Annotated in this window: 13 protein-coding genes; 9 read left to right on the forward strand and 4 right to left on the reverse strand. The window is 71.6% G+C overall.

Going from position 1 to position 12,292, the window contains the following annotated elements; all coding sequences use genetic code 11:
- Positions 1–3 precede the first annotated feature (3 nt).
- From AB0J71_RS08840 to eccCa, 3 genes are read right to left on the reverse strand one after another with little or no spacing between them, the layout of a single operon-like run.
- Positions 4–1,074: a transglycosylase SLT domain-containing protein gene (locus tag AB0J71_RS08840; RefSeq protein ID WP_352325336.1), complete on the reverse strand. Its 1,071-nt coding sequence runs from the start codon at positions 1,072–1,074 to the stop codon at positions 4–6.
- Positions 1,071–1,355: a hypothetical protein gene (locus AB0J71_RS08845; protein ID WP_352325334.1), complete on the reverse strand. Its 285-nt coding sequence runs from the start codon at positions 1,353–1,355 to the stop codon at positions 1,071–1,073. The genes AB0J71_RS08840 and AB0J71_RS08845 overlap by 4 nt, the downstream gene beginning before the upstream one ends.
- A complete protein-coding gene (eccCa, locus tag AB0J71_RS08850) occupies positions 1,355–5,344 on the reverse strand; it encodes a type VII secretion protein EccCa (protein ID WP_352325333.1) in 3,990 nt (1,329 codons plus the stop codon). Before eccCa ends, AB0J71_RS08845 begins: the two co-directional genes overlap by 1 nt.
- 102 nt (positions 5,345–5,446) lie before the next feature.
- Here eccCa and eccD point away from each other — a divergent pair, with 102 nt between their 5' ends.
- Complete coding sequence (eccD, locus tag AB0J71_RS08855) at positions 5,447–6,883, forward strand: type VII secretion integral membrane protein EccD (protein ID WP_352325332.1); 1,437 nt, start codon at positions 5,447–5,449, stop codon at positions 6,881–6,883.
- A gap of 5 nt (positions 6,884–6,888) precedes the next feature.
- Here eccD and AB0J71_RS08860 read toward each other — a convergent pair whose 3' ends face one another.
- Positions 6,889–7,317: a YbaB/EbfC family nucleoid-associated protein gene (locus AB0J71_RS08860; RefSeq protein ID WP_364413488.1), complete on the reverse strand. Its 429-nt coding sequence runs from the start codon at positions 7,315–7,317 to the stop codon at positions 6,889–6,891.
- 125 nt (positions 7,318–7,442) lie between these two features.
- On the opposite strand from AB0J71_RS08860, the gene AB0J71_RS08865 reads away from it, so the two are divergent.
- The 8 genes from AB0J71_RS08865 to AB0J71_RS08900 all read left to right on the forward strand — a co-directional run bounded on the left by AB0J71_RS08865 (position 7,443) and on the right by AB0J71_RS08900 (position 12,287).
- Positions 7,443–7,757: a hypothetical protein gene (locus AB0J71_RS08865; RefSeq protein WP_352325330.1), complete on the forward strand. Its 315-nt coding sequence runs from the start codon at positions 7,443–7,445 to the stop codon at positions 7,755–7,757.
- Positions 7,754–8,668 carry a hypothetical protein gene (locus AB0J71_RS08870; RefSeq protein WP_352325328.1) on the forward strand — a complete coding sequence of 305 codons (915 nt, stop codon included), beginning with the start codon at positions 7,754–7,756 and terminating at the stop codon, positions 8,666–8,668. The genes AB0J71_RS08865 and AB0J71_RS08870 overlap by 4 nt, the downstream gene beginning before the upstream one ends.
- A 37-nt stretch (positions 8,669–8,705) precedes the next feature.
- Positions 8,706–9,158 carry a YbaB/EbfC family nucleoid-associated protein gene (locus tag AB0J71_RS08875; protein ID WP_364413702.1) on the forward strand — a complete coding sequence of 151 codons (453 nt, stop codon included), beginning with the start codon at positions 8,706–8,708 and terminating at the stop codon, positions 9,156–9,158.
- A 126-nt stretch (positions 9,159–9,284) separates the two neighbouring features.
- A complete protein-coding gene (locus AB0J71_RS08880) occupies positions 9,285–9,611 on the forward strand; it encodes a WXG100 family type VII secretion target (RefSeq protein WP_352325325.1) in 327 nt (108 codons plus the stop codon).
- Positions 9,612–9,624: 13 nt separating this feature from the next.
- Entirely contained in the window at positions 9,625–9,939 is a 315-nt protein-coding gene (locus AB0J71_RS08885) for a WXG100 family type VII secretion target (RefSeq protein ID WP_352325324.1), read from the forward strand.
- A gap of 52 nt (positions 9,940–9,991) precedes the next feature.
- Positions 9,992–10,396, forward strand: a complete 405-nt coding sequence (locus AB0J71_RS08890; RefSeq protein ID WP_352325323.1) for a hypothetical protein — start codon at positions 9,992–9,994, stop codon at positions 10,394–10,396.
- A 6-nt stretch (positions 10,397–10,402) separates the two neighbouring features.
- Positions 10,403–11,818, forward strand: a complete 1,416-nt coding sequence (locus AB0J71_RS08895; RefSeq protein ID WP_364413490.1) for a hypothetical protein — start codon at positions 10,403–10,405, stop codon at positions 11,816–11,818.
- Positions 11,819–11,828: 10 nt separating this feature from the next.
- Positions 11,829–12,287: a hypothetical protein gene (locus tag AB0J71_RS08900; protein WP_364413492.1), complete on the forward strand. Its 459-nt coding sequence runs from the start codon at positions 11,829–11,831 to the stop codon at positions 12,285–12,287.
- Positions 12,288–12,292: the final 5 nt, after the last annotated feature.

The raw sequence follows: 12,292 nt of genomic DNA on the forward strand, positions 1-12,292 counted from the left end.
GTCTCAGTATCCGCGGTAGCCGGAGCCGGTCTTCATGCCCACGACCCCCGGCACCGCGGATACGCTGCCGTAGCGCTCGATCGAGTAGCGCACGCCCGCGATGATGTTGTCCACCGGGTTGTAGATGTCCCGGTGGCCGTCCAGGGCGTGGGCGTTGAAGGTCGGGTCGATCGTCTGCATGAGCCCCTTGGAGGGGTGCCCGGCGGCGGCGTTGGAGTCCCACAGGTTGATCGCGTGCGGGTTCCCGCCCGACTCGTGCTGGATGATCATCCAGATGTCGTCGACGTTCATCTTCTCGACCGGGTAGCCCTGCTCCCTGAGGATGGCGACGGCCTCCTCGATCCACTGCTTCACCTTGCCCGTGGGCGCCGGCCCGCCGCCCGCGGGAGGGGGCGGGCCGCTCGGGCCGTAGCCGCCGATGATGGGGCTGCCGCCGGTGCCCGAATAGGGCGAGGTGTAGCTCTGGGTACGCCGCCAGTCGAACCGGTGCCCGGCGTCCGGCACGAACTCCTGGTCACCCGCCGCCTTGATCTGGGCGAAGGTCGTGGTGCGCTCGCCCAGCGCCGTGCCGATGGCGTTCTTGGCGTCGGTGACGGCGTCCTTGGCGTCCTTGACCGGTTTCCTGGCGTTCTCGGTCTCCTCGCGCACCAGGCGGCCGATCTCGGCGTCCAGGTCCTCCTGCTTGGCGTCGGGGTTGGCCGTCCGGTGGTTCTGGACGCGGGTGAGCAGGCGGTCGCAGATGCCGTCCACCTGGCGCTGCGAGCTCTCCAGCACGCCGGCGGCGGCGTCGAGGGCGTCGGCGCAGGAGTTGAGCGCGTCGTGCAGGTCCTGGCCGGCCCTGCCGTAGCTCCACATGTAGCGGACGAACGCGTCCGCCGAGTCGCCCTCCCAGGCCAGATCCACGGTGGTGACGGCGCTGCCGAGCTCGCCGGAGTCGGCCAGCACCTTGCCCGCGGCGGTACGCCAGCGCTTGGCGATGCCGCGGATCGCGCCCGGGTCGCCGCTCACCTGCCCGGCCAGCGCGGCCAGCGTGGGACCGCCGGGCAGCGCGTTGATCGCCTCCGGTGCGCTCATGCCGGGGAGTTCGCCTTCCGCACGTTGCTCTCCACCAGGTCCAGGGCCCGTTCGACGCTCTGGACGAGGCTCCTGGCCTTGCCGAACTCGCGGTCGGCGACGCTCTCCACCTGGTCCACGGCGGTCGCGAGGGCCGCGGAGTCGGCCAGCTTGCCGAAGATCGAGGAGTCGGCGGCGCCGGCGGGGAAGCTCTCCGCCAGGTCGCCGAACTTGCCCGCCACGGTCTTGGCCGCGATGCGGCAGTCGTCCAGGGCCTCGAAGTGGATGTCCAGTCCTGCCATCACTCCTCCTCCGCCGGCGGCCAGAACGCCGTCTGCGCCAGCCGCGAGCCGAACCTTCTGTCCACCACGAAGCCGCGTCCCGGAGGCTGCGGCTGGGCGCGGACGTTGCCGAACAGGAAGCCCTCGTCCCTGCTGCCGGACAGGATCACCGCGGGGCTGGCCATGTCCTTGACGCGCTGGATCACCGGGTCGAACATGGCCCGGCCCAGGCCGCCCATGGCCCGCGACATGACCAGGTGCAGTCCGATGTCACGGGCCTGCGGCAGCAGCTCGACCAGCGGCAGCAGCGGGTTGTTGGACGTGGCCACCAGGTCGTAGTCGTCGACCACGATGTACAGGTCGGAGCCCTTCCACCAGTCGCGGGCGCGCAACTGCTCGGGCGTGAGGTTGGCCGGCGGCAGGCGCTTGAGCAGGGCGTTGCGGGCGTCGTTGACCAGTTCGAGCGCGGCGGCGCTGGAGGCGGCGTAGCCGATGCGGTTCTCGCTGACCGCCGTGTCCAGCAGCGACCGGCGGTAGTCGATCACGATCATCATGGCCTCGCGCGGCGTGTGCCGGGCGACGACGTTCTCGGCGATCACCTTGAGCATGTTGGACTTGCCGCTCTCGGTGTCGCCGACCACGATGAAGTGCGGGTCGGCGTCGAAGTCGATCAGCACGGGCGCGAGCGCGGCCTCGTCCACGCCGATCGCGATCCGCGACTTGCCGGTCTCCTCCACGCCGGGCAGCGACGCGGCGGGCAGCACCGACGGCAGCAGCCTGACCTGCTTGGCGGGCGGGCCCTGCCAGGAGTCCCCGATCGCCTGCACCAGGCCCTGGAGGCCGGCGGCCAGGTCGTCGGAGTCCTGCACGCCGTCGATCCTGGGCAGCGCGCCGAGGAAGTGCAGGCCGTCCTTGGTCAGGCCGCGTCCGGGCACGCCTTCCGGCACGGCCAGCGACTTCTTCCTGTTGATCTCGGACTCGTACGCGTCGCCGAGCTTGAGCTCCACCCGCGTGCCGAACAGGTCCCGGATGCCGGGCCGGAACTCCGACCACTTGCCGGTGGCCGCCACCACGTGGATGCCGTAGCCGAGGCCGCGCGCCGCCAGGTCGGTGATGACCGGCTCCAGGGCCTCGAAGTCCTGCCGGATCGTCAGCCAGCCGTCCACGACGAGGAAGATGTCGCCCCAGCCGTCGCCCTGGAGCGAGCCGTCGGCGACCCGCCTGCGGTAGGTGCTCATGGAGTCGACGCCGTTCTCGGTGAACTCCCGCTCCCGGTCGCGCAGGATCGAGGCGATCTCGGCCACCGTGCGGCGCACCCGGTCGGCGTCCAGCCTGGAGGCCACGCCGCCGACGTGCGGCAGCCCCTCCAGCGAGGCCAGCGCGCCGCCGCCGAAGTCCAGGCAGTAGAACTGCACCTCGCGGGGGGTGTGCGTGAGCGCCATGCTGGTGATCAGCGTGCGCAGGATCGTGCTCTTGCCGCTCTGCGGGCCGCCGGCCACGCCCACGTGCCCGGCCGCGCCGGACAGGTCCAGCCAGTACGGGTCCCGCCGCTGCTCGAACGGCCGGTCGATGATCCCCACCACGGCCTGCAACCGCCCGCGGCCGGTCCAGCCGGCCGTGGACAGCCCCAGCTCGGGCGTGACCGTCAGCGGGGGCAGCAGGTGCGCGAGCGTGGGCGGCTCGGCCAGCGGCGGCAGCCAGATGCGGTGCGCGGGCGGCCCCTGGCCCACCAGGCGGCCGACGACGATGTCCAGGAGGCTCTGCTGCGCCTTGTTGCTCTCCTCCTGCGCCGCGGGGTCCTCGGGCGGCTCCTCGACCATCGGGACGGGCACGAAGTCGGGCCCGTACTCGACGATCTCCCGGACCGTCACCGAGCCGTCGGTGGTGGCGACGTGCCGCGGGTCGACCTGGTGGGGGCCGGACACGTACGCGGCCTTGAACCGGGTCATGCCGGAGGTGTCGAACTTCAGGTACCCGTTGCCCGGCGCGGACGGCAGCTCGTAGGCGTCGGCCACCCCCAGCACGACCCGGCTCTCCATGGCCGAGAACGTGCGCAGACCGATCCGGTACGAAAGGTGCGTGTCGAGCCCGCGCAGCCGTCCCTCCTCCAGCCGCTGCGAGGCCAGCAGCAGGTGCACGCCGAGCGAGCGCCCGAGCCGGCCGATCATCACGAACAGGTCGATGAACTCGGGCTTGGCCGTCAGCAGCTCGCTGAACTCGTCCAGGATGACGAACAGCGTGGGCAGCGGGCGCAGGTTGGCGCCCTGCTCGCGGGCCCTCTCGTAGTCGCGCAGGGAGGCGTAGTTGCCGGCCGCGCGCAGCAGCTCCTGGCGGCGCACCATCTCGCCGTGCAGGGCGTCGTGCATGCGGTCCACGAGCGGCAGCTCGTCCTCCAGGTTCGTGATGACCGCGGAGACGTGCGAGAGGCCGTCCAGGCCGAGGAAGGTCGCGCCGCCCTTGAAGTCCACGAGCACGAAGTTGAGGATCTCCGAGGAGTGCGTGACCGCCAGGCCGAGCACCAGCGTGCGCAGCAGCTCGCTCTTGCCGGAGCCGGTCGCGCCGATGACCAGGCCGTGCGGGCCCATGCCGCCCTGGGCGGACTCCTTGATGTCCAGCTCGACCAGCCGGCCGTCGGCGCCGAGGCCGATCGGCACCCGCAGCCGGTTCCGGCCCGCGCGGGGCCGCCAGGTCACCGACGGCTCCAGCCGGGTCGGGTCGCCGACGCCGAGCAGCTCGGTCAGCGTCGTGTTCACCGCCAGCACGTCCTGGGCGTCGCCGCCCTTGGCCGAGGAGGCGCGCAGCGGCGCGAGCTGGCGGGCCAGGCCCTCGGCGCGCAGGTAGTCCAGCGCGTCGGGGTCGCCGAGCCGGTTGGTGTTCTCGCGGCCGGCGTGGTCCAGCTTGACCATGTGGAAGCCGGCGGCGTCGATGCGCAGCCGCAGCGTGCTGCGCTCCTCGACGGTCCCGGCCGAGTTCGACAGGTCGATCACGGTGACGCCGTCGATGGCGTCCGCGCCGAGCTGCGACTCCTGCGGCACGTGCCCGCCGTCCAGGATGAGCACGTGGTACGGCAGCGCGTCCGGCGAGGCGCCCGGCTTGAAGCGGGCCCGCTCCTTCAGCTCCGCGCCCACCAGCCGGTCGAGCTGGGCCAGGTTCTCGGCCATGAGCCTGACCTGGCCGGCACCGTCGGTCTCCTCGGGGTGCAGCGCGTGCGGCAGCCACTTGACCCAGTCCCAGTGGCTCATCCACTCCTTGCTCGCGCACACCATGATCCGCATGTCGTCGGGGGAGTGGAAGACGGCCATCTGCGCGATCATGGCCCGGACCAGGTCGCGGACCAGGGCGGGGTCGCCGTCCAGCTTGATGCGGGCGAAGGAGTGCAGCGCGACGGCGACCGGGAGGCGTTCGACGGTCGAGTGGGTGCGGATGAAGCGGCGCAGCGCGCCGGCCGACAGGGCGTCCAGGTCCTCGACCGGCTTGGAGTCCGGGGGGATGAGCTGGATGGCCAGCTTCTGGATGCCGGTGCCGAGGCGTACCGTGCTGAAGTCCTCGTCCCGGGGGCGGCGCTCCCACAGGCGCGGGCCCATCGCGGTCCACCACAGGGTGTCGGGGGCCGGGCCGCTCCACTCCAGGGCCTCGCGCTGCTGGATCGCCGCCTTGCGCACCTTCTTGCGGGTCTGCGCCAGGTAGCGGAAGTAGTCGCGGCGGGCGCCGTTGAGCCGGGCCTTGCGCTCGCCGGCCTGGCGGCCCATCTGGCCGACCGTCATGCCGACCATCGAGAACGCGAACAGGCCGCTGGCGACGTACATGATGGGGTTGGCGTTGGTGCCCCCGGCGGTGAACATCAGGCCCATCGCGGCCGCGCCCGCCACCATCGGCAGGTACGTCAGCACCGCCATCATGCCTTGCGACTGGACCTCGGGGATCTCCGGTGGGGACTCCAGCAGGATCTCACCGCGCGGCGACTTCGGGCTGGGGCGGCGCTCCGGGCGCCGTACGACGACGATGCTCACCCTTGTGACAGGCCCTTCTGGTGCTCGGAAGAACCTTCTTACCAGATGTGCCTAACGTCCGAGTTGAGGTCTGAGTTAACTCTGTCTCGCTATGTTGGGTTTGTGACATCGCTGGCCGAAATCCCTCCTCCACAGCAGGGCGCGTTGCACCAGGTGCCCGCTCCGCTCCCGCCGCTGTGCCACGTGACGGTGGTGGGGCCGCGCAGGAAGGCCGACCTGGCACTGCCCGCCGACATCCCGCTGCCGCACGTCCTGCCGGGGTTGCTCAGAGCCATGGGCGAGCTGGGCGGCGACATCGCCACCGCGCCCGGCTGGACGCTCCAGCGGCTCGGCGGCCCTCCCTTCGACCTGGGACAGAGCCTCGGCGCGCTCGGCGTGCTGGACGGCGAGATCCTCTACCTGCGCCCGCGCGCGGTGTCGCTGCCGCCGGCCAGGTTCGACGACGTCGCCGACGTGGTCGCCACCGGCGTGCGCGAGGGCAAGGGCAAGTGGTCGCCCGAGCTGACCCGCGGGCTCGGCGGCGGGGCGGCCTGCGGGCTGCTCGTCGCCGGCGCCGTGGCGCTGGCCTTCGGCGGCCTGACCCCGATGGTGACCGCGATCGTGGCCGGGTCGCTCGCGCTGCTGGTCGTCGGCGTGGGGATGGCCATCTCGCGCGCGGTCGGCGACTCGGGCTCCGGCGCGCTGATCGGCTACGCCGCCCTCCCGTACGCGTTCCTGGCCGGGCTGCTGGCCCCGGCGGCCGGCGGCGGGCTGATGACCATCGGCGCGCCGCAACTGCTCGGAGCCCTGGCCTGCACCGCGCTGGTGGCCACGCTCGGCGGCACCGCGATCGCCGACGGCGTGCCGGGCTTCCTCGGCACGGCCATCGCCTCGATGACCGGCGCGATCTGCGCGGCCGTGGTCATGGTGACCGGGGCGTCGCCCGCGGGCGTGGCGGCCGTGGGCGCGGCCTTCGTGATGGCGCTCAGCCCGCTGGTGCCCGTGTTGTCGTTCCGGCTGGCCCGCGTGCCGCTGCCGGCCATGCCCACCAACGCCGAGGAGCTGCGCGGCGACAACCAGCGGCTCGACAGCGCCTCGGTGCTGGAGCGCACCGGCGCGGCGCGGCGGTACGCGACCGGCATGGTCGTGGGCGTCGCGCTGGTCGGGGCCGGGGCGCACGCGCTGTTCGTCGCGGACGGCCGGTGGATCTCGGTGGCGATGTCCCTGGTGCTGGCGTTCACGCAGATCATGCGGGCCCGGGTGTTCCAGGGCGTCGGGCAGCGGTTGTGGCTGCTGCTGGTCGGGCTGGGCGCGCTCGCCGCGGTGGCCGTGTCCGTCGGGATCGGCGTGGGCGGCGTGGCCTCGGTGGCCGTGGTGCTCGGGCTGCTGTGGGCGGCCATGGTGGTCGTCGGCATGGGCGTGTGGCTGCCCGGCGGCAGGCCCTCGCCGTTCTGGGGGAGGGCCGCCGACATCACCGAATGGGCGCTGATCGTCGCGCTGGTGCCGCTGGCGCTCGGGGTGCTGGAGGTCTACGCCTGGGTGCGCGGCCTGGCCGGTTGACCGGCTCAGCCGTCCGACAGGGCGCGGCGGCGGATGGTCTCCAGGGCGTCGAGGCGGTCGTGCATCTGCCGCGAGAAGCCGTCCTGGAGGTCCTGGAAGCGCCGGGTGACGGCCTCGGCCGACAGGCCGCCGAACGAGGTGGGCGGGAGCACGTCCCTGAGCCTGCGCGCCTGGTCGTCCTGGGCGGCGCGGACGGCCTGGAGGATCTCGCCGGTCAGCTCGTCCAGCTCCATGCGGCTCGTCCTGGGCGCCAGCCGCAGGTCGTCCAGGCGGCCGCCGGCGTCCACGCGCGCGGTGACGGCGCCGCTGCGGCTCTCGCCCTGGCCGGTGACCCGGCTGAGCTCGTCCAGCGCGCCGGCCAGGTTGCGGACCGAGCGTTCGCTCTCGCTGATCACGCGGTCGAGGTCGTCGGGGTCGAAGTCGATGGGGTCCATGTCCGGCACGCCACCGCCCGGAGGTTAACGAACGGGGAGCGGCGGCTGGCCGGTCCCTGAAGTGATCAAGAAAACCGCGCAAGGAGGGCTGAAACAGGGGCAAAGCGCCGCAACAATCGGGCGTCGTGGCAACGAATCGGGAAATCCATATCACCTCGGCGACCATCGGCAAGACGCGGCAACGGGTGGAGTCCGAGCTGAAGAAGGAGATCATCGGCTTCGTCAAGGGCCTGGTCCCGCTCACGGCCGTGGACGGCCTGGGCTTCGGCGTCCTGGGCAACATGATCATCGCCGGCACGTACCGGTCCGTCATGGACCGCGCCGAGGGCCTGATGACGGAGGCCGAGGACGCCCTGGACGGCTGGTGCGGCGCGCTGACCGTCTGCGAGCGCAACTGGCGCGCGGCCGAGGACGCCAGCATCATCCAGTACCGCAAATGAGCGACCCCTACCTCAAGGCCGTCAACAAGGGCCGGGGCGGCTCGGGCGGCGGCGGTTCCCTGCTGAAGGCGGTCAACAAGGGCGGCTCCGTCGGGCCGCCGCGGTCGCCGTCGATCCCGCTCAACCCGGCCACCGGCAAGTTCGGCCCGGTCGGCGCCGGCGCCGGCTCCGCGGAGTCGCTCAGCACGAGGGTGCTGAACCTGCTGAGGAGCGTGGGCCGGTTCTCGCCGTACCTGGTGGCCGTGGCGGGCATCGTGGCGGTGGGCGCGGCGGACGAGTTCGCCATGGCCGAGGCGGCCAACACCTGGAAGTACGGCATCAGCGCCCGCCTCGACGACGGCGTCAAGAACCTCATGCCGCAGATCCTGGCCACCTCCAGGACCGGCTGGATCGCCGCCGACCAGACGGAGTTCGGCCGCGTGCAGGCGCTGTTCCACCAGGAGATCGGGGCGCTGCGCAACTCGTTCGGCGAGATCGGCGGCGTGCTGGACGAGGTGGCCGCCGGGGTCCGCAACTACTGGATGCAGATCGGCTCGACGGTCGTGTCGGGGATCACGCTGCTGCTCGCGGCCCTGCGGATGAAGACCACGCCGGTCCCGCAGGTCGCGGCGGCCGGGATGATCCTGGAGCACCTCGTCGGCACGGCGATGATCAGCGCCGCCGCGGTCATGACGGGGGCGCTGGCGCAGCTGCTCAGGGGCGGCATGCAGGTGCTCGGGACGCTGGTCAGGAAGCAGCACCAGTTCGGCTTCGTGCTGCCGGAGGGCGCGGCCGCCATCGACTTCGGCCGGGCCACGATCGACGCCAGAAACCTGCCCTCCTTCCAGGAGCCCGCCGCGCCCGGCCAGTTGCCCGCCGGCTACCAGAACTTCGACTGGGTCGTCCCCGAAGTGACCACCACGAAGCCCTGATTGTGGTTAACTCGCACGGATGTGCCCTATGGGAGGGATGGTGTCGGTGACGGATTTCGGGGACTTCGGCAACATCGACATGGACCGGCTCATTGACAGCATGGACCAGCAGCTCAGCAAGTCCGAGGAGCTGCAGAAGGCCATGTCCGCCCTGGTGGGCCGGGGGGAGGACGAAGGCCACCTGGTCGTCGTCGAGTACGCCCACGAGGGCCTGCGCACCCTGGACATCCGGCCGAAGGCGATGCGACTGAGCGCGGTCGAGCTGTCGGAGCGGATCAAGGCCGCCATCGAGGAGGCGACCGCCGACCTCCAGCGCCAGGCCGACGAGCTCATGACGGAGATGTTCGGCGAGGCCGGCAACCCGCTGCGCATGATGGAGAACCCCGACCGCGCGCTGCGCCACGTCCGCAAGGCGGAGGCCAGCTACGAACGGGCCTTCGAGGACGTTATGGGAGAACTCGACAGAATCCGTCGCGAACTGGACCTGTGATTGACCAGGGCGTTTGCTGACATGTCGAGAAGTTGTTACATCTTGGCCATTGAGTCTGCTGTTACTCCTGGGCTCTTTGGTGCTTATATGGGTTAGCGACCGAAATGATCGTTACGGAGGTGACGAGTGTCCGAATTCTTTGGGGCAAGCCCGAGCCAGATCAAGGTGGCCTCTGGCCACGTGGTGGACACCGCCCAGTACATCGAGGGTCTGAGGGTGTCGGTCGAGACGACCGCCAACGGTCTCCTCAACACCGGATGGCTCGGCCCGGCGGCGGCCCGGTTCAAGAACGCCATGACCAACTGGGACAACTCCATGCGGAACGTACGGACCGACCTGGAGGACATCGCCGACAAGATGGGCGTCAACGCGGTCGTCTACTCCGCGGCCGACCAGGACGTCCAGGCCGGTATGGGCCGCGTCGAGTCCCTGATCAACGTCGACATCAAGTAGGAGGGGGACCGCGGTGTCCGCTGAGCTCGACTTCACCAAAGTCAACTTTGGGCACATGGAGCTCGCCCAGAGCGACTTCATCCAGATCCTCGGTTCCTTCGAGCAGGCCACCGACGACCTGATGACCCGGCTGAAGAACGACCTGGCCGGCCATTGGGAGGGCCCGGACGGCGCCGAGTCGTTCTTCCGGCAGCACGAGCAGAAGTGGCAGGCCGCGGCCGCCCAGATGCGCGGGCAGCTGGACGAGCTGCAGAAGGCCGTCCAGATCGCGAACGAGAACTACCGCGCGGCCGAGAACCGCAACAAGTCCATCTGGTACGACGGCTGACGTCTTCTGCTCGGCCACCCGCGCGGTGGCCGAGCCTGGTGAGGGGAGGATCATGGCCGGGCTCGAACCCGAACCGTGGCCGGGGCTCGACGACACCGACGCCGAGCTCTACTACAACGTGGGCAAGATGCGGGCCATCGCCGACGACCTGGAGATCGCCCTGGCGGGCACGCAGGGCGCCGGCGGCAACAGGGACGGCGTCACCGGCTCGGTGGAGACCCTCACGAGGTACTTCGCGCTGGGCGAGGAGCACATAGGGCGGTGGCCGGCGGCCAGCGCCCTCGCGCACAGCGTGGGCAGCACCGGCGCGGACTCCGGCGGCCAGGGGTCCATGGAGGGCCGCGGAGCGCTGCTGACCGCCCTGTACCAGGACTACGTCGAGTGCTGCCAGAAACTGGTCAAGGCCATCAGGGACAGCGCCGACAGTTACGCCAAGACGAACCCGGGCCGAGAGTGAGCAGCGTTGGCTGAGCGCAAGGTCGACATCCGTGACAATTCCCGGCGGCCGAAGAGCGAGCCGGTCACCGCGTCGCGGGAGCAGATCGAGGGATGGCTCAAGGCGACCTCCGCCATGGAGGTGCACGACCGGGGCCTGTCCTACAAGCAGGTGGCCAAGGTCATCCGCGGGGTGGCCGACGCGCTGCCGCAGATCGGCAAGGATCTGTCCGGCGCCTGGCGGTCGGACAGCTCCGCCCAGGCGCAGCGGGCGCTCCAGCTGCTCAACGCCTCGGGGCACGAGATCGCCGAGGCCATGGAGAAGATGTCCGAGGCGCTGATCCTGTACGGGCGCGACTACCTGCCCAAGGCGATCGAAGAGGTCGAGGCGGCCAAGAACCAGAAGACGGCGGTCCCGGCGCCCTCGCCGGGACCGGCGCCGAAGCCGCCGTCCACGACGCCGTCGCCGTCGCCGTCGCCGTCACACACGCCGCCGGTGATCGACCACGCGCCGGAGCCCACGCCGGGCCTCACCAAGTCGCCCACGGAGATGCAGGCCGACGTCGCCCGGCGGGCGCTGGAGAAGCTCAACAACCACATCGTCGACCTGTACGACTTCCGGATCCCGGAGAGCGTCGTCGTCGAGCTGCCCGAGGTGAAGCCCGCCGAGGCGCCGGCTCCCGAACGGGACATGCCGCTCACCGACCCCTCGACGTACCGGAAGGGCGCGTACTGGACCGGCGGCGGCCATGACAGCGGCGGCACGGGCGGCTCGACCGGCTCCGGCACGCACGGCGGCTCCGGCGGATCAGGCGGTTCGGGCGGCTCCGGCGGATCGGGCGGCTCGGGCACCGGCGGCAACGACGGCGGCAACGGCACCGACCACCGCCCCGGGGACCAGAACCCCGGCGGCGACACCCCCGGCACCGACCGGCCGGACACCCCCGGGACGGACACGCCGGGCTCCGGCCAGCCGGGCGGCCAGGACACCGGAGCAGGGTCCGCCGGCTCGGCCACCACCGGCGACGGCACCACGCCTCCCGTGCTCGACAACAACACCACCGGCGACCGCGGCACCCAGTCGCCGGACGTGGACGTCCGCGACCCGCGCGCCACGGAGACCGCCGGTTACCACCCGACGACCACCCCCGGGTACCCCGGCACCCCGAACCAGCCGTTCGTGACCCAGCCCGCCTACCCCTCGCCGTCCGGGGGGACGCCCGCGGTGATCGGCGGCCCCGGCTCGTACGTCCAGGGCAGCGCGCCCGCGGCGGCGGCCAGGGCGGGCGCGATGGGCGGCGCGGGCATGCCGTTCATGCCGTTCGGCGGCGGCGGCGGCGGACCGGCTCCCGAGGAGGGACAGGTCGAGACCTCGACCCTCCTGAAGGAGGACAACGACGTGTGGAGCCACCAGGAAGGCTCCATCTCACCGGTGATCGGCTAAGGAGGCGGCCATGGCGCTCGAACTGGACTCCAACTGGCCCGGCCTCGACGGGGACAAGGACAACTACACCAACCGCACGGAGATCAAGCGCATCGCCGGCGAGCTGAACGAGCTGCTCAAGAAGCTCAAGACCCCCTCGCCCCAGCCGGTGACGCAGTTCCTGACCGCGCCGGGGGCCAAGGTCCCCGATCCGCAGCTGCCCGCCGGCGCCGGCTCGCTGCCCGATCTCCAGCGCTACTGCGCGCTCAGCCAGAACCAGATGGGCGAGTGGCCCGCCGCCATGCACTTCGGGCTGGCGGTCAACTCGGCCTACGCGCAGCTGATCGGCGAGCCCGGCTCCACCGGCGGCCTGTACGCCTCCATGGTCGGGCAGGGCGACAGCACGGTGGAGGCGCTGCTCGACATCGCCAAGGCGTCCGGCGGGGCCGAGCAGGCGAACGAGGAAGCCGCCGCGCGGCGGGAGGTCTGACACCC

The organism is Nonomuraea sp. NPDC049637, from assembly GCF_040675235.1.
Lineage (GTDB): Bacteria > Actinomycetota > Actinomycetes > Streptosporangiales > Streptosporangiaceae > Nonomuraea.

Bases quoted from the DNA above. Each gene is read 5' to 3' on its own strand.
- AB0J71_RS08840 (WP_352325336.1), bottom strand. From the start codon at position 1,074: ATGAGCGCACCGGAGGCGATCAACGCGCTGCCCGGCGGTCCCACGCTG.
- AB0J71_RS08845 (WP_352325334.1), bottom strand. From the start codon at position 1,355: ATGGCAGGACTGGACATCCACTTCGAGGCCCTGGACGACTGCCGCATC.
- AB0J71_RS08860 (WP_364413488.1), bottom strand. From the start codon at position 7,317: ATGGACCCCATCGACTTCGACCCCGACGACCTCGACCGCGTGATCAGC.
- AB0J71_RS08870 (WP_352325328.1), top strand. From the start codon at position 7,754: ATGAGCGACCCCTACCTCAAGGCCGTCAACAAGGGCCGGGGCGGCTCG.
- AB0J71_RS08875 (WP_364413702.1), top strand. From the start codon at position 8,706: ATGGTGTCGGTGACGGATTTCGGGGACTTCGGCAACATCGACATGGAC.
- AB0J71_RS08890 (WP_352325323.1), top strand. From the start codon at position 9,992: ATGGCCGGGCTCGAACCCGAACCGTGGCCGGGGCTCGACGACACCGAC.
- AB0J71_RS08900 (WP_364413492.1), top strand. From the start codon at position 11,829: ATGGCGCTCGAACTGGACTCCAACTGGCCCGGCCTCGACGGGGACAAG.